Source organism: Flavobacterium zepuense (assembly GCF_007097145.1).
Taxonomy (GTDB): domain Bacteria; phylum Bacteroidota; class Bacteroidia; order Flavobacteriales; family Flavobacteriaceae; genus Flavobacterium; species Flavobacterium zepuense.
In genome coordinates this window covers 270,742-296,065 of the sequence record NZ_VJVZ01000004.1, presented here as the reverse complement: position 1 = coordinate 296,065, position 25,324 = coordinate 270,742, and the positions used below count along the sequence as shown (strand labels likewise).

Annotated in this window: 17 protein-coding genes; 11 read left to right on the top strand and 6 right to left on the bottom strand. The window is 42.2% G+C overall.

Annotated features, from left to right (window positions below; translation table 11 throughout):
- Positions 1 to 84 precede the first annotated feature (84 nt).
- The 9 genes from porU (at position 85) to FMM05_RS08415 (ending at position 15,333) form a co-directional block, all read left to right on the top strand.
- The gene (porU, locus tag FMM05_RS08455) at positions 85 to 3,921 is read left to right on the top strand and encodes a type IX secretion system sortase PorU (RefSeq protein ID WP_143372905.1); all 3,837 of its coding nucleotides are present in this window, start codon (positions 85 to 87) and stop codon (positions 3,919 to 3,921) included.
- 40 nt (positions 3,922 to 3,961) lie between these two features.
- Positions 3,962 to 5,179, top strand: coding sequence for a type IX secretion system outer membrane channel protein PorV (gene porV, locus FMM05_RS08450; RefSeq protein ID WP_143372904.1), 1,218 nt, complete (start codon positions 3,962 to 3,964; stop codon positions 5,177 to 5,179).
- A 249-nt stretch (positions 5,180 to 5,428) separates the two neighbouring features.
- Positions 5,429 to 6,430 carry a pyruvate dehydrogenase (acetyl-transferring) E1 component subunit alpha gene (pdhA, locus tag FMM05_RS08445; protein ID WP_143372903.1) on the top strand — a complete coding sequence of 334 codons (1,002 nt, stop codon included), beginning with the start codon at positions 5,429 to 5,431 and terminating at the stop codon, positions 6,428 to 6,430.
- Positions 6,431 to 6,435: 5 nt separating this feature from the next.
- Positions 6,436 to 8,142 carry a 2-oxo acid dehydrogenase subunit E2 gene (locus FMM05_RS08440; RefSeq protein WP_143372902.1) on the top strand — a complete coding sequence of 569 codons (1,707 nt, stop codon included), beginning with the start codon at positions 6,436 to 6,438 and terminating at the stop codon, positions 8,140 to 8,142.
- Between the two features lie 243 nt (positions 8,143 to 8,385).
- Complete coding sequence (locus tag FMM05_RS08435; RefSeq protein ID WP_143372901.1) at positions 8,386 to 8,997, top strand: alpha-ketoglutarate-dependent dioxygenase AlkB family protein; 612 nt, start codon at positions 8,386 to 8,388, stop codon at positions 8,995 to 8,997.
- Between the two features lie 64 nt (positions 8,998 to 9,061).
- Positions 9,062 to 10,015 carry a M28 family peptidase gene (locus FMM05_RS08430; RefSeq protein WP_143372900.1) on the top strand — a complete coding sequence of 318 codons (954 nt, stop codon included), beginning with the start codon at positions 9,062 to 9,064 and terminating at the stop codon, positions 10,013 to 10,015.
- Positions 10,015 to 10,692 carry an SDR family NAD(P)-dependent oxidoreductase gene (locus FMM05_RS08425; protein WP_143372899.1) on the top strand — a complete coding sequence of 226 codons (678 nt, stop codon included), beginning with the start codon at positions 10,015 to 10,017 and terminating at the stop codon, positions 10,690 to 10,692. Before FMM05_RS08430 ends, FMM05_RS08425 begins: the two co-directional genes overlap by 1 nt.
- 11 nt (positions 10,693 to 10,703) lie before the next feature.
- The gene (locus FMM05_RS08420; RefSeq protein WP_143372898.1) at positions 10,704 to 11,306 is read left to right on the top strand and encodes a SprT-like domain-containing protein; all 603 of its coding nucleotides are present in this window, start codon (positions 10,704 to 10,706) and stop codon (positions 11,304 to 11,306) included.
- A gap of 250 nt (positions 11,307 to 11,556) precedes the next feature.
- Positions 11,557 to 15,333 carry a gliding motility-associated C-terminal domain-containing protein gene (locus FMM05_RS08415; protein WP_143372897.1) on the top strand — a complete coding sequence of 1,259 codons (3,777 nt, stop codon included), beginning with the start codon at positions 11,557 to 11,559 and terminating at the stop codon, positions 15,331 to 15,333.
- Between the two features lie 251 nt (positions 15,334 to 15,584).
- Here the strand turns inward: FMM05_RS08415 and FMM05_RS08410 are convergent, their stop codons facing one another.
- From FMM05_RS08410 to FMM05_RS08400, 3 genes are all read right to left on the bottom strand, one after another.
- Positions 15,585 to 16,391, bottom strand: a complete 807-nt coding sequence (locus FMM05_RS08410; protein ID WP_143372896.1) for an ABC transporter ATP-binding protein — start codon at positions 16,389 to 16,391, stop codon at positions 15,585 to 15,587.
- Positions 16,391 to 17,131 carry an MlaE family ABC transporter permease gene (locus FMM05_RS08405; protein WP_143372895.1) on the bottom strand — a complete coding sequence of 247 codons (741 nt, stop codon included), beginning with the start codon at positions 17,129 to 17,131 and terminating at the stop codon, positions 16,391 to 16,393. The genes FMM05_RS08410 and FMM05_RS08405 overlap by 1 nt, the downstream gene beginning before the upstream one ends.
- 83 nt (positions 17,132 to 17,214) lie before the next feature.
- The gene (locus tag FMM05_RS08400) at positions 17,215 to 18,063 is read right to left on the bottom strand and encodes a glycosyltransferase family 2 protein (protein ID WP_143372894.1); all 849 of its coding nucleotides are present in this window, start codon (positions 18,061 to 18,063) and stop codon (positions 17,215 to 17,217) included.
- Between the two features lie 60 nt (positions 18,064 to 18,123).
- On the opposite strand from FMM05_RS08400, the gene FMM05_RS08395 reads away from it, so the two are divergent.
- Both FMM05_RS08395 and FMM05_RS08390 read left to right on the top strand, forming a co-directional pair.
- Positions 18,124 to 18,993, top strand: a complete 870-nt coding sequence (locus tag FMM05_RS08395; protein WP_143372893.1) for a glycosyltransferase family 2 protein — start codon at positions 18,124 to 18,126, stop codon at positions 18,991 to 18,993.
- Complete coding sequence (locus FMM05_RS08390) at positions 18,993 to 20,465, top strand: lipopolysaccharide biosynthesis protein (RefSeq protein WP_143372892.1); 1,473 nt, start codon at positions 18,993 to 18,995, stop codon at positions 20,463 to 20,465. Before FMM05_RS08395 ends, FMM05_RS08390 begins: the two co-directional genes overlap by 1 nt.
- A gap of 231 nt (positions 20,466 to 20,696) precedes the next feature.
- On the opposite strand, the gene FMM05_RS08385 is transcribed toward FMM05_RS08390, so the two are convergent.
- The 3 genes from FMM05_RS08385 to gcvP all read right to left on the bottom strand — a co-directional run bounded on the left by FMM05_RS08385 (position 20,697) and on the right by gcvP (position 25,241).
- A complete protein-coding gene (locus tag FMM05_RS08385) occupies positions 20,697 to 21,758 on the bottom strand; it encodes a 3-oxoacyl-ACP synthase III family protein (protein WP_143372891.1) in 1,062 nt (353 codons plus the stop codon).
- A 137-nt stretch (positions 21,759 to 21,895) separates the two neighbouring features.
- Positions 21,896 to 22,267 carry a group III truncated hemoglobin gene (locus tag FMM05_RS08380; RefSeq protein WP_143372890.1) on the bottom strand — a complete coding sequence of 124 codons (372 nt, stop codon included), beginning with the start codon at positions 22,265 to 22,267 and terminating at the stop codon, positions 21,896 to 21,898.
- Positions 22,268 to 22,391: 124 nt separating this feature from the next.
- Complete coding sequence (gene gcvP / locus FMM05_RS08375) at positions 22,392 to 25,241, bottom strand: aminomethyl-transferring glycine dehydrogenase (protein ID WP_143372889.1); 2,850 nt, start codon at positions 25,239 to 25,241, stop codon at positions 22,392 to 22,394.
- Positions 25,242 to 25,324 lie beyond the last annotated feature (83 nt).

The following is a 25,324-nucleotide window of genomic DNA, read 5'->3' as shown; positions in this document are numbered from 1 at the left end:
TTTTTGGAGTAATATTGCAGTACCATACCAATAAAAAAAATCGCACCACCGTAATATAATAGCGCTATCTGCGTTGTTTGAATAATGAAAAACAGGTTACTCTTTTTTACACTCCTATATTCTTTGTTGTCTTTTGCACAGCAAAGAACCGAAATTGCTTTAAACTGGGTTGATAACACAACAACATCTGTTGGCGATAAGCCGGTTAAAATACCTGTTTTTCAGAGTGAATATATGCGTTACGATGTTTCTTTAAAGCAGCTTAGCTTTTCTGCGGTCTTTCCGGTTTCGGGAGCTGTAAATACCACCTCGTTACAACTCTCTAATATAGTGTATGAAAGCATAACTGCCGCACAATTGGGGCAGCTCTCTGCTTCAAAAATCCCTTCAACAGAAAAACCTGTTTTAAATGGCTATAAGGCCAGGGAACAATGGTTTGGTTCGTTGTCGCTTTCGCCTATCGTTAAAGAAGGCTCAAGTTATAAAAGAATAAAATCATTTTCTTACACCTATTCGCTTGGGCAGGCCAGTACTGCAAGGAGTGGCATGGCTGCAAATGTTATAACAAACTCGGTGCTTGCATCGGGTGAATGGTATCGTTTTTATGTAGAAAAATCAGGCGTTTACAGGTTAAGCCGTAGTTTTTTATCGTCGCTTGGGTTTAACGTAAACACCGATCCCCGAAAAATAAAAATATACGGTAACGGTGGGCGCATGCTTCCATTGCTTAATTCTATAGAGTACCCTGCAGACCTTCAGGAAAATGCCGTAAGGTTTATAGGTGAAAATGATGGTAATTTTGGCAACGACGATTACATACTTTTCTACGCCGAGGGTGTTGATAACTGGAATAGTGAAAGCGATACCAATAATAATCTATTTGCCGACAGGACGTATTATTATGTAACATCGGCAGGTAGTGGTAACGGCAAGCGTATTATAGATGCTACCCAGCCTACCGGTGCGCCTACGTTGCAAACAAGTAGTTTTGATGCTTATTATTTTCATGAGCAGGATCTTGTTAGTATTGCCCGATTGGGCCGTAAATGGCATGGTGAGCAATTTAATGTAGATAATGTGCAGGATTTTGAGTTTAACCTCCCTGATGCCGAAGGGCCTTATACCATATCGGTTAATGCTGCGGCAAACTCTATTGTATCTACTACTATGGAGGTTAAGGCTAATGGTGGCGTGGTGGGCTCCCTGTCTTTTGGAGCTAATACTGAAGATACTGTTGCGGCAATAGACAGGGACTTTACGGGTACATTTACCCCTGCGGGCACTACTACCATATCGCTTACGTATAATAATGGTGGCAACCCGGCATCTAACGCCTGGCTGGACCATATAAATATTGAGGGTAAAAGAGCCCTCAGGGGAGGAAATGGCCAGTTTAGGTTCCGTTTAAAAGAAACTGCCAATAACCTTGGGGTGGTGCAGTATAATTTTAGCAGTGCTGCCGGTATAGATGAGGTTTGGGATATTACCGATATTTACAATGCACGGGGTATAGATAATAACGGGCAGGCATCGTTTTCTTTTAAAGGCAATATGGGGTCGTTAAGGCAATATGTTGCGGTAGTGGCGTCTGACTACTATACACCTTTAAAAGAATCGCAGGCTAAAGTGGCCAATCAAAATTTAAAGGGTACAATATTTAACAATACCCAGGGCGAATTCCAGGATCTTGATTATTTAATAGTCACTCCCGAAGATTTAAGGTCATCTGCAGAAACACTTGCTAATTTACATCGTACAGAGGATGGCCTCAGCGTAAAGGTGATTTCGCTTGATAATATATACCAGGAATTTTCGTCGGGCAAGCAGGATATTGCTGCCATAAGAAATTTGGTTAAGTATATTTATAACAATGCATCTACACCGGATAAGCGAATTAAATATGTAAATCTTTTTGGAGATGGCTCTTTTGATTACAAAGACCGTATACCCAATAATACTAACATAGTGCCTACTTTTCATGCTTATGATCCTAATGGTGCCCGAAATTACAGTATAATTACCACTTTTGTTACCGATGATTTTTTTGGGCTAATGGATGATGCCGAAGGAGAGATGCGTATGACCGGAGGTATTACCGAGGGGTTGGATATTGCAACGGGCAGGATGCTTGTAAGCAGTAAATCGCAGGCCGATGAAATGGTAAATAAGGTTGCAGAATACAAGCATGCCGATTCGTACGGCAGGTGGCGCAATGAGTTTGTGGTAGTCTCAGACGATTTAGATGGTAATGGGTCTCTTGGTTTTCAGGCCAAGTTGGAAGAAACGGTAACCGACTTGCGTAATAACCGTCCGTTTGTTAATGTGCGAAAAATTTACCTGGATTCGTATGAACAGCAGGCATCTTCCGGCGGGCAGCGTTATCCTGATGCCGAAGATGAACTTAAACGTACTATAAATTATGGCGCATTAGTAGTAAATTATTTTGGTCATGGTGGCGAAGACGGCCTTGCGAGTGAGCGTGTTTTTAAAATTTCTGATGTTGCAGAGCTTACTAACAGGTATAAATATGCATTATTTATTACGGCCACCTGCGAACTTACCAAGTTTGATAACCCCTACAGGCAAACCGCAGGAGAGTATTTATATTGGAATCCTACCGGGGGGGCTATAGCAATGATAACCACTACGCGCGAACTTTTTATAAGTGTGGCAAATGAATTTAATCCTATAATTACCCAAAAGCTGTATGCTTTTGATAGTCCGGAATATCCATCTATGGCAGAGGCGCTACGGCAGACCAAGTTTTTAATGGCAGATAATAACATCAGGATGGTATGTTTTATTGGCGATCCGGCGCTTAAACTTGCAGTACCTAAGCCTAAAATTGTGCTTACTCATATTAACGATGCTCCTATAACTGGCACTACCGATGTTTTACAGTCACTTGCTTATGCAAAGCTTGGCGGCAGGGTTACCGATGAGAATAATACTTTAATGGGTAATTATAACGGAGTGCTGGAGGTTACGGTTTTTGATAAGCCTATAAATAAAGTAACACTGGATAACGATAATATGGGGCAGGTTACTCCGTTTCAAACATTAGGCGAAACTATTTTTAGGGGTAATGCAACGGTTACTAACGGCCAATTTGAATTTGGTTTTGTTGTACCGCGCGACATTCGTGTGCCGGTTGCCGAAGGGCGTGTTAGTTTTTATTCTAAAAAAAATAATGTGCTGGAAGATCATACAGGGTATGATGCTTTGATAAAAATAGGTGGGGTTAACCCAAATGCAGAAGAAGATAATACTGCGCCAACAGCAAGGTTGTATATGAACGATGAATCGTTCGTGTCGGGCGGTATAACAAACAGTACTCCCATACTTATTGCCCAGCTTTTTGATGCGCATGGTATTAATACTGCCAGCGGTATTGGGCACGATATTATTGGGATATTAGATGGAGATGAGACCAATCCTTTCCTTATGAACGATTATTATGAAGCTAATATAGATGACTATACAACAGGAACGGTACGTTTTCCGTTTACTAACCTTGCAGAGGGTTTGCATACACTAACCTTTAAGGCTTGGGATGTGTATAATAACCTTGTTACTGCCGAGATACAATTTGTAGTTACCGGAGATGATGAGCTAAAGCTGGAAAGGGTGCTTAATTACCCCAACCCGTTTGTTAGCTATACTGAGTTTTGGTTTTCGCACAACAGGCCGTTTGAATTGCTTGATGTTCAGGTGCAAATATTTACTGTAACCGGTAAAATCGTAAAAACCATTAACCAGAGTGTTACTACAGATGGCTTTTTGTGCCGCGAGATTAAATGGGATGGGCGTGATGATTTTGGCGACAAAATAGGTAAGGGAGTGTATGTTTATAAACTCACTGTTAGATCTTCTACAACCAATAAAAGAGCAGAAAAGTATGAAAAACTTGTTTTGCTGTAAAAAATAGTATATTTGTGACCCTTAAATTTTGAATAACATAATGAAGAAAATAATTTTTATTGCCGTAGGCCTCTTAGGAATGCACGTAGCAAAGGCTCAGGATAACAGCCGGGTTATAACCACAGGTGTGCCATTTTTACTAATTGCTGCCGATGCCCGTGCTGCCGGTATGGCAGATCAGGGTGTGGCTACATCATCTGATGTTTTCTCACAACAATGGAACCCCGCTAAATATGCGTTTGCATTAAAAGAGTATGGTTTTTCAGCAAGTTATACGCCATACATGACCAGTATTGCAAATGACATTTCGTTGGGTCAGGTAACGTTTTTCAATAAGTTTGATGAGCGTATGGCCTTTGCGGGTAGTTTAAGATATTTTAGCCTTGGTGAAATTGAGTTAAGGCAAAATGCAGAAGATCCGGCATTAGTGCGTAACCCTAACGAACTCGCGGTAGACCTTTCGTACTCACTAAAACTTGACGAGCGTTTCTCAATGTCGGTAGCGGCAAGGTACATCAGGTCTAACCTGAGAATTGCAGAAGCATTTGCGGGCAGTAGTGCCGATGCACAGGCGGCATCTTCGTTTGCTTTTGACCTTTCCGGTTTTTATCAGTCTGAAGAAACAGCTTTTTCTGATTTTGATGGCCGTTGGAGGGCAGGTTTCAATTTGCAAAATTTAGGTCCTAAAATTAGCTATGACAGTGATCCTGAACTTAGCTCAAACTTTTTACCGGCTAATTTAAAGCTTGGAGGCGGCTTTGATTTTATTTTTGATGAGTATAACACAGTAGGTGTAAGCGTAGAGTTTGCAAAGCTTTTAGTACCTACACCTCCTGCAACTGTAGCAGCAATAGATGCTGATGGCGATGGGGAGATTGGTAATGCTGAGCAGGACATTGCAAATAACGAATACGGACAAAGGTTGCAGGATTATAACGATATTAACTGGGTTTCCGGTATGTTTAAATCATTTGGCGATGCGCCCGATGGTGTAAAAGAGGAGCTTAAAGAAATTACCTATTCGGTAGGTGCAGAGTATACGTACAATAATGCATTTATGTTCCGTCTTGGTTATTTTAATGAGAATGAGCTTAAGGGTGCACGTAAATTTTTCTCTATGGGTGCCGGCTTTAAATACAATGTAGTTAAGGTAGATGTTTCTTACCTGTTCTCTGCATCAAAAGTAAGGAACCCGTTAGAAAATACCCTTCGTTTCTCGCTTACCTTTAACTTTGGCGACGATTGGGACGAATATTAGCATACAGCAGCACAAAGTAATTTGTGCGCGCTTTACATTACGAAAACGAGTGAAAAGGGATTTATTTAAATCCCTTTACTTTTTAATAACATCACGATGGGTAATCCTTTTAAAAAATAACAAAATACTTGCTGTAATTTTTTTTGTTATTAAAGGGAAGTCTTATTTTTGCATTTCGCAATTTTGCGAGGAAAGGCTTTTGGGTGTTTCCAAAACATTTAAAATCACGTGAGCAACAATCATTTAGCAATGAAAGAAATTACAAAAGAGGTTTACCTGAAGTGGTATGAAGACATGCAGTTTTGGAGAAAGTTTGAAGACAAGCTTGCTGCCTTGTATATTCAGCAAAAGGTGAGGGGTTTCCTTCACTTATACAACGGCCAGGAAGCGGTGCTTGCAGGAGCATTGCATGCCATGGACCTGTCTAAAGATAAAATGATAACAGCATACCGTAACCACCCGCAACCTATTGGTATGGGTGTAGATCCCCGCCGTGTTATGGCAGAGCTTTTAGGTAAAGGCACAGGAACCTCTAAAGGTTTAGGTGGCTCTATGCACATATTTTCTAAAGAAAAAGGATTTTACGGCGGCCACGGTATCGTGGGCGGGCAAATTCCTCTTGGCGCTGGCCTTGCCTTTGCCGATAAATATTTTGAGACCGGTGGTGTAACCCTTACCTATTTTGGTGATGGTGCTGCACGCCAGGGATCGCTACACGAAGCATTTAACATGGCTATGCTATGGAAACTTCCGGTAGTATTCATTGTAGAGAACAACGGTTACGCAATGGGTACATCGGTAGAGCGTACTGCTAACCATACTGATATCTGGAAACTGGGCCTTGGTTATGAAATGCCATGCGGGCCAGTAGATGGTATGAATCCTGTTAAAGTTGCCGAAGCTATGCATGAGGCTATAGACAGGGCACGCCGCGGAGACGGGCCAACGTTCTTAGAAATGAAAACGTACCGTTACAGGGGCCACTCTATGAGTGATGCACAACACTACAGGACTAAAGATGAAGTGGAAGAGTACCGTAAAATAGACCCTATTACACAGGTGCTTGATGTTATAAAAGAAAACAAATACGCTACAGACGAAGAAATTGAAGCAATTGACGCAAGGGTTAAAGACCTTGTTGCTGAGTGTGAAAAATTTGCTGAAGAATCAGAATACCCTGAATTAAGCGTTATGTATGACGTTGTTTACGATCAGGAAAACTATCCTTTTTTACCACATAAACTACAATAATAACCATGGCAAAAATTATTACCATGCCACGCCTTAGCGATACCATGACTGAGGGTACTGTGGCAACGTGGCTTAAAAAAGTAGGTGACACCATTAAAGAGGGTGATATACTTGCAGAAATAGAGACTGATAAAGCCACTATGGAGTTTGAGGCTTTTGATGCCGGTACATTACTATATATAGGGATTAAAGAAGGCGATACTGCTCCGGTAGACAGCGTTCTTGCTGTAATCGGTAAAGAGGGCGAAGATTATCAGGCGCTTCTTGACGGTAAAGGCGGTTCATCTGAGGGTGCTTCTGATAAAAAAGAAGAAGCTCCGAAAGAAGAAAAAGCTGAGGCTAAAACCGAAGACAAAGCTTCTGAGCCTAAGGCTGAAGAAAAAACCGAAGATAAAAAAGCAGCCCCTGCGGCATTGCCTAAGGGTGTTGTTGTGGTTACCATGCCACGCCTTAGCGATACCATGACCGATGGTACTGTTGCAACCTGGCTTAAAAAAGTAGGTGACGAAGTTAAAGAAGGAGACATCCTTGCTGAGATCGAAACTGATAAAGCTACTATGGAGTTTGAATCATTCAACGCCGGTACTTTATTATCTATAGGTGTTAAAGAAGGCGAGTCGGCTCCGGTAGACAGCGTTCTTGCTATAATAGGCCCTGCAGGTACAGATGTTAGCAACATTGGTAAAGATGCTGCTCCTGCTGTTGCCGAAAGCAAAAGCGAAGACAAACCTAAATCAGAAGATAAAAAAGAAGAAACTAAAGAAGCTCCTAAAGCTGAAGAGGCTGCCCCTGCAGCATCTAATGATGGCGGTAGGGTATTTGTTTCTCCGCTTGCCCGTAAAATTGCCCAGGATAAAGGTGTAAGCCTTGATCAGGTAAAAGGATCTGGTGAGAACGGCCGTATCGTTAAAAAAGATATCGAGAACTTTACACCGGCTGCCGCCGCTCCTGCGCAACAACCGGCAGCTGCAACAGCTGCTCCGGCTAAAGAGCAGGCTGCTGCTAAACCGGCTTACGTTCCAACAGGTGAAGTAGCTACGGAAGAGGTTAAGAACAACCAAATGCGTAAGGTAATTGCCAAGCGTTTGGGCGAATCTAAATTTACTGCTCCGGAATATAGCCTCACTATTGAACTTGATATGGATAATGCTATAGCATCCCGCGGCGTGCTAAATGCCGTGCCGGATACTAAAGTGTCGTTTAACGACCTTGTTATCAAGGCTTGTGCAATGGCGCTTCGTAAACACCCGCAGGTTAATACCCAGTGGAAAGAAGATGTTACTATCTATAACAAACACATAAGCATTGGTGTTGCTGTAGCTGTAGAAGATGGCCTTTTGGTACCGGTACTTAAATTTACAGATAACATGAGCCTTTCTCAAATTGGTGGTGCTGTAAAAGACCTTGCCGGTAAAGCAAGGAACAAAAAACTTGCGCCTGCAGAGATGGAAGGTAGCACGTTTACAGTATCTAACTTAGGGATGTTTGGTATACAGGAGTTTACTTCTATCATTAACCAGCCCAACTCAGCTATTCTTTCGGTAGGTGCTATTGTACAGAAACCAGTGGTTAAAGGCGGCCAGATCGTGGTAGGTAATACTATGATGGTTACTCTGACCTGCGATCACCGTACTATAGATGGCGCTACAGGAGCACAGTTCCTGCAAACGCTTAAACTATTTATAGAAAATCCTGTTACTATGCTGGCATAAGCCACCATTGTTGTAGAAATATAAAAATACCCGCCCTGATGTATCAGGGTGGGTATTTTGTTTTAAAACAAGTAATTTTGTGGTAAAGTAAATTGATATCTGCCCCAAATTTAAAGCAACTGGATGTATTCTCGCAATCTATTAATGCCGAAGAGTTATCAAAAATAAAAAATTACGTACCTACACTTAAAATTAAGTTGCACTATTAAGCATTGTGAAGTAAATTAAAAGAATGCTGTAAATATGGATTTATTTGGTAATGAAATAACCGCTGATCATAATTTTTTGCCGAAAGATGGTACCGTAAACTATTACGGTAAACTAATGCCGCTTGATAAGGCGAACTATTATTTAGAAGCGCTGCTCAATACTATCGAGTGGAAAAATGATGAAGCCGTGATTTTTGGCAAGCGCATTGTTACCAAACGTAAGGTTGCCTGGTATGGCGAGCTTCCGTTTGAATACACGTATAGCAATATTACAAAACAGGCATTGCCCTGGACTCCCGAATTACTCGAACTTAAAACCTTAGCAGAAGAAAGAACAGGCGAAACATTTAACTCCTGCCTACTTAACCTGTACCATGACGGTAACGAAGGGATGGCATGGCACAGCGATGGCGAAAAAGATCTAAAGAAGAACGGTGCAATAGGCTCCCTCAGTTTTGGTGCCGAACGTAAGTTTGCCTTTAAGCATAAAGAAACTAAAGAAGTGGTTTCGATAATTTTGGAACATGGTAGCCTACTCGTAATGAAAGATGAAACCCAATCGCACTGGCTGCACCGGCTTCCACCTACAAAATTAGTGAATAGGCCACGTGTAAATCTTACGTTCAGGACTATAGTGAACCGGTAATTGGTACTGTGATTTATGCGTACTGCCATTTTTTTATTACTTTAGCTAAGTAAACAACACCTCTATGAAAAAAACATTATTCCTGCTTGTAGCTATAGGCTGCTCGGCATTATCGTATGCACAAAAAACATCGGCTAAAAATTATAAAGTAGAAGAAAAATCAGTGGCGGCAACGCTAAAGTTTTTGTCGTCGGATGAATTACAGGGCCGCGATGCCGGGAGTAAAGGCTTGGAGCAGGCAGCGCAATACCTTGAAGATATTTTTGTAAAAAATGGTGTTAAGCCTTATTTTACAACGTATAAAGATACCCTAACCAATTTTGAGAAAACCACCTACAACGTAGTGGGATACCTTGAAGGCACCGACCCAAAACTTAAAAATGAGTTTGTGGTTTTTGGTGCTCATTACGATCACATTGGTACACTGTTAGATGCAGCTGCCGGAGCCGATAACATTTACAACGGTGCTAACGATGACGCCAGTGGGGTAACTACGGTGTCGGAGTTAGTTAATTACTTTGGAAAGACAAAAACTAACAAGCGCAGTATCTTGTTCTGCTATTTTTCGGGGGAAGAAAAAGGGCTATTAGGCTCGCAAAGCCTTGCGGCGAAGCTTAAAGCACAAAACTTTAACCTATATGCCATGCTTAATTTTGAGATGGTGGGCGTTGCCATGAACCGCGATATTATGGCTTACCTTACAGGCTATGGTATGAGTACTATGGGCGATAAGATTAATGAATATGCCGGTAAGAAGCTTATTGGCTATCTGGATGTGGAGATGAAATATCAGTTGTTCCGCAGGTCGGATAACTATTCTTTTTACAATGAATTCCAAAAACCATCGCAAACCATCTGTACCTTTGATTTTGAGAACTTTGCCTATTACCACCAGGTTGAAGACGATTTTGAGCACATGGATACCAAGCATATGACAGCATTCATTCAGGAGATGGTACCCGTTACCGATAAGATGGTTAACGCGCCTGCAAATGATATAGTAATGAAGAAAAAATAATGAAGAACATAATAATTACTGGCACCAGCAGGGGCATAGGCTATGAGCTTGCATTGCAATTTGCTTCTGCCGGACATAACGTTTTGGCAATCAGCCGTAAAATTCCGCATGCACTTTTAGAGAACGAAAAGATTACCTGCCTTCAGCTGGACCTTGCCGAAACCAATACCACCACTGCTGTTAAAGAGTTTATTGAGAACAGCTGGCATACTGTAAATGTACTTATACACAACGCCGGAGCCCTGATCTTAAAGCCTTTCGGCGATATTACGGCAGATGAGTTCGAGTATATTTACAAGGTAAATGTATTTGGTGTAGCAGCTTTAAACAGGGCTGTGCTTCCCTTTATGGGCAAGGGTAGCCATGTGGTTACCATAAGCAGTATGGGTGGCGTTCAGGGTACCATGAAGTTTGGAGGCCTCGCAGCATACAGCAGCAGCAAAGGGGCGGTAATTACGCTATCTGAGCTATTGGCAGAAGAGTATAAAGAGCAGGGCATTGCCTTTAACGTGCTGGCCTTAGGCGCTGTAAATACCGAGATGTTGCAAGAGGCATTCCCCGGATATGAGGCGCCGCTTTCTCCTAAGCAAATGGCCGACTATATTTATAACTTTGCCTTAACCGGCAATACCTATTACAACGGCAAAGTGTTGCAGGTAAGCAGCACTACGCCATAACTTTACTACGTTTGACAGAGATCTTACAACGCTATTTGCCGCAACATGCTGTAGAGCCGCTTTTTGAGCTCATAAAGCTGTATGGCGTACACCTTAAAATAGTGAACGACAGGGTTACCCGCCACGGCGATTACCACCGCGATGCCAGTGGCTACCACCGCATTACTGTTAACGCAAGCCTCAACCAATACCGCTTTCTTATCACATTGGTGCATGAAATTGCGCATCTTGCTGCTTTTGAGAAGTTTGGCCGCAATATAAAACCTCATGGCGATGAATGGAAGCTCACTTTCCAAAAGCTTATGGTGCCATTCATTAGGCCGGAAATTTTCCCTAACCATTTGTTGCCACTGTTAGCCCGGCATTTTAAAAACCCCAAGGCCAGTAGCGACACCGATGCTACGTTGTCACTGGCCCTCAAGCAGTTTGATGAAAAATCAGACGGGAAAAACTACATCTTTGAGCTACCGTATGGTGCGGCTTTCCGCATCCATAATGGTAAAGTTTTCCGTAAGGGGGCACAACGCCTTAAGCGATTTGAATGCCAGGAAATAAGTACGGGTAAAATTTATCTCTTTAACCCTAATGCCGAAGTGGAGCTTTTACCATCATAAAAAGTGCTTAATATTTCACTTTCGGACTTTGAGATTAGCTTTTACACACATTCTTCAAAAATAAAAATAAATATCTACGCAACCTTTCGTAGCGCCATCCGTCTATCGTATAACAGGTGTTAAAAAATACATAATTAAAACACTTAATTTAACAGGTAGGGTTTTACAACTTACAGCTGTTATGTTAAATTGTATAAAGTTTTACTTAACATAATATAAACTGTTATATTTATTGCAAAATCTCCCAACTATGACAAATAAATTACCAGCCAAAAGAATTCTTTCCTTAATCTGCTTTCTCTTTTTTGCCACTACTTCCTTTGCACAGCTCGCTAACTTTACCCTTACTGTAACCCCTGCGCCACAAACCTGTTTGGGTAATGGTTCGCTATCGTTTGCGGTAACCGGCACAACACCAGGTAGTAGCATAGATTATAATGTGTATCTGTTGCCTAACACAACTACCCCGGTTACCACCGTAACCACGCCTTCGGCCACAGGCCTTGTGGCGGGTACCTACCAGGTTGTAGCAACACAATCGTTAGGAGGCCAAAGCAACACCGCCACAGCAACGGCAATTATTGTAAACAATGTAGTACCGCTAACCTATACTTTAGCACCTACACACGTGCGTTGCGGTACCGATGGTAAAATAACCGTAAACGTAACCGGTGGCACTGCTGCTACTTACGAAATCACATCGGGCCCTGTAACAGCTCCGGTGCAAACATCAAACGTATTTAACAACCTGCCTCCCGGCCTTTACAACGTGAGGGTGTATGATAACTGTGGCGAAGCTGTGGTAACCAGTATAACTTTGGTACAGTTAAATACAAATATTACTATAGATCCGGTTGTATTTCCAGGTGGCGAACTGCCCTCTTGTACTACTATAAACATAGAGCACCACTATTATTGCTCACCCAATTTAGATATATTTTTCCCGTTAACATTTACTTATACCGTAACCCCTCCCGGTGGCGGAACGCCAATAGTTATAACACAAACAGTTGCAGGTGGTACTGATGATAATATTATAGGCAGCACTATACCGTTTTACCACGACCAGCAATACAGCTATAACCTTGTGATTACCGATGCCTGCGGTAATACATATGTGAGGAATAATAATATTGTAAACCAGGAACTTAGTTTAGCGGTTAACCCGTCATATCCTAACTGTACCGATATTTATTTTACGCTTGTTCCTAACAATTACGTTGGGCCATATACATTAAACTTTACAGCAATGCCGGCTGGGTTTATCCCATTAGCGTTTAATAGTGATTACCCAACATTCGATTCGGGCGAAGCTACTTTTGGCGGGCCGGGTAATGCCGTGCCAACAGGTAACTACACAGTATCTATCAGCGACTCATGCGGACATACAGCGCAACTTTCGTTTGAGATCACTCCGCCCGATGTAAACCCGCTAATCGTTGCGATAGCAATTTGCGGCAGCCCAACAGGATCGGTAAGCATAACCGTTCCGGGAAGGCTGGTAGAAAGCGTAGTTATAACCGCGGCTCCCACAGCATACACTGGTACGTTACCGGATGATGTGTCAGAAAATATTAATCAGTTTGGCGGTTTCGAGATGGGTAACCTGCCAATAGGCACTTATACATTCGTGATAACCGATAGCTGTGGCGACGAATATACCGAAGAGGTAATACTTCAGCCTTCGGGCGGTAGCCCAACCTTTGCAGTTTTAAACCGTCCGGGTTGCGATGTGGGCTTTGGGTCTATACGCCTTGCGGCAGACGGTGGTTTTGAAACTGTAACCATACTTGCGGCGCCATCGGCATTTACCGAAACGCTTCCATTTGATGCCTCTGCCAATATTGCTGCAAACGGATTTTTCTATATGAATTCTTTGCCTGCTGGCGTTTACACTATTTATACCGAAGATGCATGTGGCGTAGTAAGGCAGCAGCAGGTTACGGTAACAGGCTACGATATTTTAGTTAATGAATTTGAAGTTATACCGCATTGTGGCTCTTTTGACCTTGAAGTGGCACATACCAGTAATGGTAATTATGTGCAGTCGTTTTGGTTGCAGCGTTTTAACCCAATAACCTCTACTTGGGGGCATCCGCTAACGGGAGTAGCTTACCCGGCAAATACACTGCCTAATACGGCAAATGCCATACAGTTAACCAATAATGCTACATACTTATCCCTTGCCGCTACGGGCCAGTTTAGGGTTTTAAAGAATTTTTACACCTATAGCAACGGTACCCTTTCTAACTTTAGGTGTACAAGCGAAGTATATAACTTTACCTTTGATGACGCCCCGGTAATTAATGCGGCATACGGTTTTCCTTGTATCGATGGCCTTACAGAGGTTGTTATAGATGCTACCGGCGTACCGCCGCTTACGTATTCTATTACAACTAAGGATGGCGACGCTTTTGTGGTAAACAACGGCCAGTCAAGCCTTTTCTCAGGCCTTGAAACGGCTACCTATAACTTTCAGGTTACCGATGTTTGTGGTAATATAAGGAACATCTTGTTTGATATAAATAACCTTGACCCGGTTGCTATTGAAGCCGACGGATTTTGCGAGGGCGAATTGAGTACCCTTTCTATACCGGAATTTTCGTTCTTAAGTTACGAATGGTACAGTGACGAAGATCCAGGTACTATTTTAAGTACAACAGGCACACTAACGTTCCCTGCATATACATCGGATACAGATGCAGGTATATACCACCTTGCTATTACATCTACCAATCCTAACTCATGCCTTAACCAGGTATTGGATTTTGAAGTGCTGCCAAATCAGCTGCCTGCAGCCGGGCCGGACAATACTGCAATTTTATGTAATGAAGGAGCTACCATAGACCTTACAACCTACCTTACAGCCCCGTTTGATGCGGGTGGCGCATGGGAAGATGTAAATACTACCGGAGCCCTTGTAGGCAGCCAGTTTAATACTACAGGCCTTGCAGCAGGAACGTACCAGTTTAAGTATACCGTTACCGGACTATGTAGCAGTACAGATGAGGCTACGGTTAGCATCACCTTAAAAAATATACCTTCTGCCCCAATATTAAACACGGTTGCCGATAGTTGCGAAGGCAGCAATGTTCAGCTTGGCGCAACTGCCGTAGCGGGTAACGTTGTTACCTACCAATGGACAGGCCCTAATAGTTTTACATCGGCAGACCAGAGTCCGCTAATCACAGCAGCTACAACAGCAGCTTCAGGAACCTATTCGCTTATTGTAACGGTAGACGGGTGCCCTTCACCGGCAAGTCAGGTTGCTGTTCTTGTAAAACCAATACCACAATTTACGCTACAGGGTAATACGGTAATATGTGCTGGGCAAAGTACTGTACTTTCTGTTGTGCCGGGGGCAAATTTTACACCAAATCCGCAAACAACCTACGCATGGTACTACCAGGGCAACCTGCAAACAGAGGCTACCGATGGCGATGTGGAAGTTACCGAGGCTGGGCAATATACTGCAATTGTAACCAATAACGGCTGCTCGTTTACACAGCAAATAGCAGTTAGCCTTAACACTAATGCTTTTGATATAGAGGTTGAAGGCGGTTGTGTAGACTATGCTTATATTATTAGCGTGATCAACCAGGACGAAATAGGCGACAATGCTGTATATAGCTGGACGGGACCTGACAACTTTACGTTTAACGGCCCTGAGGCCGATATTACCGATCGTAAAGAAGGAGATTACATTGTAACCGTTACCAATGCCGATGGCTGTACAGCCTCTGCAACGCTGCCTGTAGATAATACAAGCTGTATTATACCTAAAGGCGTATCGCCTAACGGAGATGGCTTAAACGACAGCTTTGACCTTTCTAACCTTGAGGTTAAGCACCTAAAAATATTTAACCGCTACGGCTTACAGGTTTATGAAAAAGCCATGTACCTTAAAGAATGGTACGGCCAAAGCGATAAAGGCGACCTTACCACCGGAACGTATTACTATGTAATAACGCTTTCTGCCGGCACACAAGTTACCGGATGGGTATACCTGCAAAGAGAGGTTAATTAAAACACTTACACTACTTCTTATATATTTTTGAGAATTAGCCCGGCATTGCCGGGCTTCTTTGTTTTATGAGGGTTAAATAAATAGGGTTGTTGTGTTTGGCCAGGGTGCTTAATAAGCAATAAATAATTATGGGATCGCTTTATGCATCGCGAAGGTGCAGATGTACAGGAAGTCATTTCGAAGGAGGTACGGCTGAAGCAATCTCACTCGAAATACACAATTTCTTATCAAACAAAAAGCTTAGGGGTTACCTAAGCTTTTTTATCGTTATTGTGGTTGTGATTATGATTTTCCTCTTCTTCTGCCAGCAGGCTTTCGCGTACTTTTTTAAAGAGGTCGCTGGAGTAAACAAACTCAACTATGGATTTGTTCCTGGTTTCCAGTATCTCCTCGTTATTGCCTTCCCATTCTTTAATACCGTTTTTCAAAAAGACAATTTTCTCGCCAATCTGTAAAACCGAGTTCATATCGTGGGTATTAATAACGGTTGTAATGTTATATTCTTTAGTGATTTCCTGTACCAGCTCGTCAATAACTATCGATGTTTCAGGGTCAAGGCCCGAGTTGGGTTCATCACAAAATAAATATTTAGGGTTGTTTACAATAGCACGGGCAATAGCCACCCTTTTTTGCATACCACCCGATATTTCGTTAGGAAACTTACGGTTGGCATCCTTAAGGTTAACGCGGTCTAAAACCTCATTTACCCGTGTAGATATGTCTTTCGTTTTTTTATTGGTAAACATTCGCAGTGGGAACGCCACGTTTTGTTCAACCGTCATCGAGTCAAACAACGCACTACCCTGAAATACCATGCCTATCTCGGTACGCAAAGCCCTTTTTTCATCGGGCGTTAATTCGCCGTATATCCTTCCGTCAAACGAAATGGTTCCTGCATCAGGGGCATGAATGCCAAGCAATGTTTTTAGCATAACGGTTTTACCCGATCCGCTTCGCCCAATGATGAGGTTGGTTTTACCCGACTCAAAAGTGGTAGAGATACCTTTAAGCACTTTGCTTTCGCCAAACGATTTTTCTATGTCTTTTACCTCTATCATTAGCTTAAAAGTAACGTTGTTATAATATAATTTACAAGGATAACGGCCACACTGGTCCATACAAACGCAGTAGTACTGGCTTTACCAACCTCAAGCGCGCCACCCTTCATATAAAAGCCGTGGAACGATGGTACGGTTGCTAAAATAAAACCAAATAAAAAGGTTTTAAAAAAGGCGTAAAATATGTGGAACGGTATAAACTCGCGCTGTATACCACCTATAAATTCGTCGTTAGATATAAAACCACCATACACCCCGGCAAACCATCCACCCAGGATACCCAGGAACATTGATATTGATATTACAAATGGGTACAGCAAAAAGGCGATGATCTTAGGGAATACCAGGTAGTTAAGTGAGTTTACACCCATAACCTCCAGTGCATCTATCTGCTCCGTAACCCTCATGGTACCAATACTCGACGTAATATACGATCCTGCACGGCCCGCCATAATGATGGATATAAAAGTAGGGGCAAACTCCAATATAACCGACTGCCTTGTTGCAAAAGCAATAAGCGATTTTGGTATTAGCGGGTTGGTAAGGTTAAGTGCAGTTTGTATAGCAACAACACCCCCTATAAAGAAAGAAATAAAGGCAACAATACCCATAGATCCTACAATAAGGTCATCAACTTCCTTAAATATTAAAGGCTTCATAACCACCCATTTGGTGGGTTTGTTAAAAACCTCCTTTAACATAAGGAAATAACGGCCTATCTGGTTTAACGCTTTAATCATTTAGTTTAGAAAAAATAATGGCTAATGTACCGATTTGTATTCGGTTTTTAGTGTTAGTTAATAGTTTTTTAATACTTATCTGATTAAAACAATTTTGCTTTCATCTTCTTCCAGCGGTAGCTGCGAATAAATTTTGCCTGCTCATTGGTTACTAAAAGAGGCCTTTTTTCGGCTTTAGCCTTTAAAAACCCTTTAATGTAATCTATAAAAAGCAGGGGCTTGTTTTTGCGCATGGCAAGCTTGGCTCCGGCAATAGTAGTAATTATAAGGCCGTAACCTAAGGTGTAAAACGCTTCACCCTGTTTGTAACGGGCAGCTTTGTTATAATTAGCTCCGGTAGGTTTAAGGTGCTTAACCTTTAGGCGCTTTATGGTTACTACCTTCCAGTTAAAGAATTTGGCTATAAGCTCATCGGCAGTGTCCCAGCCCATATTGGGCCTAAGCCCGCCCATTTGCATAAACAGCGCTTTGCGATATGCCTTAAACGCCCCGCGAATGTGGTCTTTATCGGTAAGGCTTTCAATAACCCACTCGCCGTTTTTTTCTATATAAGCAAAACCGCCTGCCATGCCCACTTTATCGTCTGTTTTAAACGCATTCATCACGGTTTCAAAATAATCGGGCGGGAGTATCAGGTCGGCATCCAGCTTTACAATAATGTCATAATCTTCATCTACGGTGGCGTACCCCGCTAAAAATGCCTGTATTACTTTACTTCCCGGCATATGCACAGCATCGCTTTGCTTGTTTACAAGGCTTATCCATGGGTATTTTTGCGCAAAGGAGGTAACTATAGCGGCCGTGCCATCGGTGCTGTTATCGTTAACCACAACGGCTTTTGCGGGCAGCAGCGTTTGTGCCGCGAGCGACTCTAAAGTTACGCCCATAAAGGCTTCTTCGTTGTGTGCAGGTATGATGACGTAGTATTTCATGTTTTTGTGTAGAAGTGCATGCAAATATCTTTATTTTTGCGTTACCGGAAAAGCGAAACCTTGGATAAGACTGTTTTTGTAATTATTGTAACCTATAACGGAGCCCGCTGGATAGATAAGAATATCACTTCGCTGCGGCATTCTTCCTATCCTGTGCGCATTATTGTGGTAGATAACAACAGTACCGATAATTCTGTCGCCCTTCTTAAAAACTATCCGGAAGTAGACCTGATACAAAGCCCCGATAACCTTGGCTTTGGAAAGGCAAATAATATTGGCATGAAACGCGCTTTAGAGCTTGGTGCCGACTACCTTTTTTTGCTGAACCAGGATGCCTGGGTTTTTACCGATACCGTTAAAAGCCTGGTGCAAAAAATGGAAGCAAGGCCACAGTTTGGCATTACGAGCCCTATGCATTATTCCGGTAATGATGTTGATTTAGATGCTGCATTTGCTACGTACAACAGCCGTAAAACATCTGAAAAAGATAATGTTGCTACCGTGCCCTTTGTAAACGCCGCCGCATGGTTGGTTAGCCGTACCTGTGTAGAAAAGACAGGCTATTTTGAACCACTTTTTGGGCACTATGGCGAAGACCGTAATTATACCGACCGTGTTACCTATCATAAATTTTTAATTGGCATTGATGCCGACTCTAAAATTGTACACGACCGCATTATTAGCCGCAATTTTAATAAAGATGTTACCCAAAGCCAGTATAAAATATTATCAACGTTGATTAATCCGGGGCATAGCTTCGCAAAGGCATGGATTTTGGGTTTAAAAGAAGTGGTGGGCTTGCCAAAGTACTTCGCTAAATTTTACGGAGCCGGAAAAGCCATGCACTTATTTCTTAAACTGGCGGGCTACTATATCACGATGCTTTTTAAAACAGGGCAGGTAAGCGCCGCCCGCAATAACGCCAAATAATGGGGAAAGAAAAAGTAGCGCCCATGAAACAGGTTGTGCTTTACGCCATTATTAATTATATGGGTACGGTCATAGGTATTGTTTCGGCCTTATTTATTTATCCTGAAGATTACGGATTTCTGGGTACTGTGCGGTATGTAGATAACATTTGGCAACTGTTGTACCCGATAATGGTTTTAGGGGCTTCCCAGGCACTTATAAAATTTTACCCCGCATTACAGGAGCACTATCGTAAGCAGTTATTTAATTACAGCCTTATCTCAGTGTTTATAATAAGTATATTAGTGTTAGCCGGAATATTTATTTACAATATTGGCCTTAAAAGTGAAGATAGTTATTTGCTCTACTTTGCTTTCCCTATAGCTGTATCTATGGCCTATGTGGAACTGTTTAAAAAACAGGCACAGGACCTGCAAAAAATTGCCGTGCCTACGCTTTACGAAAAGATTTTTCCAAAAGTAGCGTTGCCTGTTATATTTCTGCTACTATTGAGAAATATACTTACCGAAGATACTTCTTTACTATGGTATGCCGTTAGTTATGCTGTAATATTTGTTTTAACAGCTATTTACCTATTTAAGCGTTTTAATCCCGGCTTTAACTACCGCTTTAAAACCTTGTTTGGGCAAATTTCGCGTAAAGATTATTTTAGGTACAGCCTTTACTCTTTTGCCGGAAGCTTAGGATCGCTGCTTGCCTTTAGGATAGACGGTATTATTATATTTAATATGATATCCGAAGAAGCTAACGGTGTGTTTAGCAATGCAGTTACACTGGCTTCTACATTGCAAATTCCTGCTATTGGTATGTTTGCGCTATATGCGCCTATAATATCCACTTACTTAAAAAACGGTAATTTTAAAGACCTCGATATTAAATATAAAGAAATTGCCCGCCTGCTCTTTTTTATTGGGGCGGTGCTGTACAGTTGTATTTTCCTTGGGATAGAAGATCTATTCAGAATCCTGCCGGCTTACGAAAAACTTAAAGATACCATTCCTGTTATTATTGTGCTGGGTTTTAGCGTACTTATAAACATGGCTACAGGCTTTAACGGAGAAATTATTACCTACTCTAAATACTACCGCTTTAACCTGGTGGCAATTTTGGTTTTGATATTCCTAAACGTATCGCTTAACCTGTATTTTATTTATTATACCGACACAGGGATTATGGGTGTGGCGTATGCCTCATTTGTGAGTATGACGCTTTTCAACATCTCTAAACTGCTGTTTATTTATAAGAAATTCGGCCTGCTGCCTTTTGATAAAAGCTTTGCTAAACTGGCATTGATCTTTGCAATCTCCGGTACTGCTATTTATTTCTTACCTGATTTTGAATCGCACATCATTAACCTTATCTATAAAACGGGACTGTCCATCCTTATTAATGTTGTGGCAGTTTATAAACTACGATTGGTGTACCAGGTAAATGTATGGGCTGATATGGCTTTAGCTAAGATTAGAGGCTAATTTAAGACGTTTCTTAGCTCCAGAGGAGCGATATATTTATAGAAAATTCTTAAGCAAAGTTTTTGAGCTACGGAGGAGAGCGGCATGTAAATTAATATGCCGCTCCTCCGTAGCTAAGAAATTGTGTCGCTATTTTCTGCTATAAACATGCCGCCCTTCCAGGGCTATCTGCAGCGCCATAAAAAAAGCCACACTTTCGTGCAGCTTTTACTATCTTAAAATAACATAACGTTATATCTTATATACAATAGCATTGATGTTCATACCTGCACCTACCGATGCAAACAATACCACATCGCCTTTATTAAGTTCCTGGTCTTTTAGCTGGCCTTTAAGCATCATATCATAAAGCGTAGGAACGGTAGCTACGCTGCTATTGCCTAATTTATGAATGCTCATTGGCATAACCCGCTCCGGCATTGGCAAGTCATAAAGCTTATAGAAACGCTGCACAATGGCTTCGTCCATTTTTTCGTTAGCCTGGTGAATTAATATCTTTTTAAGGTCGCCTATAGCAACGCCACTGTTTTCAAGGCATTCTTTCATTGCCTGTGGCACACGGCTAAGTGCGAATTCATATATCTTACGGCCATACATTTTTATATAGCGAACGTCCTGATCGTGCTCCTGGTTGTATGAACCGCCAAAGAACATAAAATACGCTTCATCATACGTATAAGATGCCGTAACGTGTGCAAGTACGCCACGGTCGCCATCGGGTGTGCCTTCAATAATGCTGGCACCGGCACCATCGCTGTATATCATGCTGTCCCTGTCGTGAGGGTCGGCCACGCGCGATAGCATTTCGGCACCTATAACAAGGCAGCGTTTTGCCATACCCGACTTTATATAGGCCTGCGCCTGTATAACGCCTTCCACCCAGCCCGGGCATCCAAAAAGGATATCATAGGCTACGCATTTGGGATTCTTGATCCTAAGGCTGTGTTTTACCCTTGCGGCAAGGCTCGGCAGCAGGTCGGTTTGTATAGTGCCTGCTTTTACATTACCAAAGTTGTGGGCAAAAATTATATAATCCAGCGTTTCAGGGTCGATACCTGCATCTTCTATTGCCCGTTCAGCTGCAAAAAAAGCAATGTCAGATGTTACTAAATCATCTTCTCCATAACGGCGTTCATCGATACCGGTTATCTGCCTGAATTTTTCTGCGATTACCTCATTGGAATGTGATAAAAGCGTACCAGCCTCATCTAAAAACTTATGGCTGGCAAAATCTGCATTTGCAATAATGCGGGTAGGGATATAGCTCCCGGAACCGGTGATTTTAATGTTCATTACTGGAATCTAAGATTTGTTTATTTTGAGGCTAAATTTAGATATAATTAATGTTAAAACAATATAAAAATACTATGCTTGCATATAAATTATTGTTAATGCATGTAAAAAATTAATATTATGATAATTTGCTAAATTTATTTGCTGTAAAGCTTAATTTCCATAACTGTAGCCACCGATTGTGCCCGTGTTTTTATTATTTCCGAATTATTGCCTTTAAATAAATCATCAACTGCCTTAAAAAAATGGCTCAGCCAGCTTTCAAAATGCGTTTTAGTGAGTTTCTCCTTGCTATTTAGCTCAATATGAAGCTGCATTACGTTAGCTTTATAGCCTCCGGTGTGAAAAAGCACCTGCTCCCAAAAATCGGTAATTTGGGGTAAGTGGGAGGGGAGGTCAATCTTAGCAACATCCGTAAATATATAATTTATGGCGGGGTCAGCTAAAAGCCTTCCATAAAAAGTTGCCATAAGTAGCTCCAGGTCGGCCCTGTTTTCTAAGTCTTTCATAATAATTTAAAAATGTTTGCCACGAATTACACTAATCGTCACTAATCTGTAAAGCCTTTAAATTTGTGATGATTAGTGTAATTCGTGGCAAAAAAAATGGCTGCTTATTAGGCAGCCATTATAATTAATTTTCCATATACGCCTCGATAGGCGCACAAGAGCAAATCAGGTTTCGGTCGCCATAAGCGTCGTCTACCCTGCGTACTCCGGGCCAGAATTTATTTTCATGAAGATAATCAAGCGGGAACGCTGCTTTTTCACGTGTGTAAGGCAGTACCCAGTTATCTGTAGTAAGCATAGCTAACGTGTGCGGAGAATTTTTCAGCACGTTGTTTTTGTCGTCAGCGCTTGCTTCGTCTATTTCCTTACGGATAGAGATCATCGCATCGCAAAAACGGTCAAGCTCCTCAAGGTTTTCACTTTCAGTAGGCTCTATCATCAATGTACCTGCAACCGGGAACGATACTGTTGGCGCGTGGAAACCGTAGTCCATCAAACGCTTGGCAATATCGGTAACCTCAATACCATTCGCCTTAAACGGACGGCATTCTAAGATCATTTCGTGGGCAGCACGGTTCATTTCGCCTGTGTAAAGCGTATCGTAATGGCCTGCAAGCCTTTCTTTAATATAGTTAGCATTAAGTATAGCGTGGTGTGTAGAGCTTGTTAAGCCTTCTTCGCCCAGCATGGTAATATAACCGTAAGAAATAAGGCAAACTAATGCCGACCCCCATGGTGCAGCAGAAATAGCTGTAATAGCGCTGTCTCCACCTGTTGTAATTACCGGGTTGGTAGGTAAGAAAGGAACAAGGTGTTTAGCCACACAAATAGGGCCTACGCCCGGGCCACCGCCACCGTGAGGTATAGCGAAAGTTTTGTGCAGGTTAAGGTGGCAAACGTCGGCACCAATGTGGCCCGGGTTGGTTAAGCCAACCTGTGCATTCATGTTAGCACCATCCATATAAACCTGTCCACCATTTTCGTGTATGATTTTGATAACCTCTATGATAGAAGCCTCATACACACCGTGGGTAGACGGGTAAGTAACCATTAAACAGGCAAGGTTATCTTTGTGTAAGATAGCTTTAGCCCTTAGGTCTTCTACATCAATATTTCCGTTTTCGGATGTTTTAGTAACTACAACCTCCATACCGGCCATGTGGGCAGTAGCAGGGTTAGTACCATGTGCCGAAGCCGGGATAAGCGCAATGTTACGGTGCTCCTGGCCAATAGATTTTTGGTACGCACGTATAACCATAAGGCCGGCATATTCGCCTTGTGCGCCAGAGTTTGGCTGTAGCGTAGTACCTGCAAAGCCGGTAATAACGTTAAGCTGCTCTTCTAATTTTTTAAGCATGGTTTGGTAGCCTTCTGCCTGCTCTATAGGGGCAAACGGGTGGATGCTGTTCCACCCTGGGTAGCTTAATGGAAGCATTTCTGCTGCGGCGTTAAGCTTCATGGTGCAAGAGCCAAGCGATATCATAGAATGATTAAGGGCAAGGTCTAAACGCTCCAGCTTTTTAATATAGCGCATTAAAGCGGTTTCGCTGTGGTATTTGTTAAATACATCATGCTTAAGGAAATCTGATGTCCTTACAAGGTTTTCAGGGATGCTTACAGCATCGGTAAGCGTTGTAACTTTCTCTGCAGTTTTGCCGGTGGCTTCTGCAAAAACAGCTATAATATCGTTAATGTCTTTTATAGATGTAGTTTCATTGAAAGATATAGCAACCGTATCAGCATCTGCATAGTAGAAGTTAATCTCTTTAGCCTCGGCAGCAGCCTTAACTTTAGCAGCATCGGCCTTAACTAAAATAGTATCAAAAAATGATGTATTAGTCTGGTAAACGCCAAGCTTGTTCAGCGCATCGGCAGTAGTTACCGCACTTGCATGAACTTTATCGGCAATGTACTGTAAGCCTTTAGGGCCGTGGTAAACTGCATACATACCTGCCATAACAGCAAGTAACACCTGAGCGGTACAAATGTTTGATGTAGCTTTTTCGCGTTTAATGTGCTGCTCACGGGTTTGTAATGCCATACGTAGGGCACGGTTACCGTTAACATCTATAGTAACACCAATAATCCTGCCCGGCATAGAACGCTTGTACTCTTCTTTAGTGGCAAAGAAAGCCGCGTGAGGCCCGCCGTAACCCATTGGGATACCAAAACGCTGGGTAGTACCTACCACAACATCGGCTCCAAGTTCGCCAGGTGAGGTTAGCTTTACAAGGCTAAGGATATCGGCCGCTACAGCAACTTTAATATCTTTTGCCTTTGCACTGCTTATAAACGATGCATAATCATGAACCTGGCCAAATTTGCCAGGGTACTGAAGGATGGCTCCGAAGAACTCATCAGAAAAATCAAACTCTTCGTGGTTGCCAATAACAAGCTCAACACCAATTGGCGTAGAACGTGTTTGAAGCACCGAAAGGGTTTGTGGAAGTATCTCTTCGGACACAAAGAATTTTGCAACGTGGTTTTTCTTTTGGTCGCGGGTGCGCACATCAAATAAAAGCGCCATAGCCTCGGCAGCTGCGGTACCTTCATCTAACAACGATGCATTGGCAATTTCCATACCGCTAAGCTCAATAACTGTAGTTTGGTAGTTAAGCAAAGCTTCTAAACGGCCTTGTGCAATTTCGGCCTGGTAAGGTGTGTAAGCAGTATACCATCCCGGATTTTCGAAAATATTACGCTGAATAGGAGCGGGTACAATAGCAGGGTGGTAGCCCAAACCTATGTACGACCTGTATACTTTGTTTTTGTTACCTAACTGTGTAATGTGGTTTAGGTATTCATATTCTGTTAGCGCCGGCTCCAGGTTTAAAGGTGCCTTTAAACGGATGTCGTCCGGTAGCGTTTCATATATTAATTGGTCGATAGACTCTACGCCAATTGTTTTAAACATATGTTGGAGGTCATTCTCCCTCGGGCCAATATGCCTTAAAGCGAAAGCATCTGTTTTCATGTGTGTTGTGCTGTTGTTTTTTAAAGGCACAAAATTAGTTATTTATATTCAAATTAAAATGCTTTTTAAAGCCCGATTTTGTG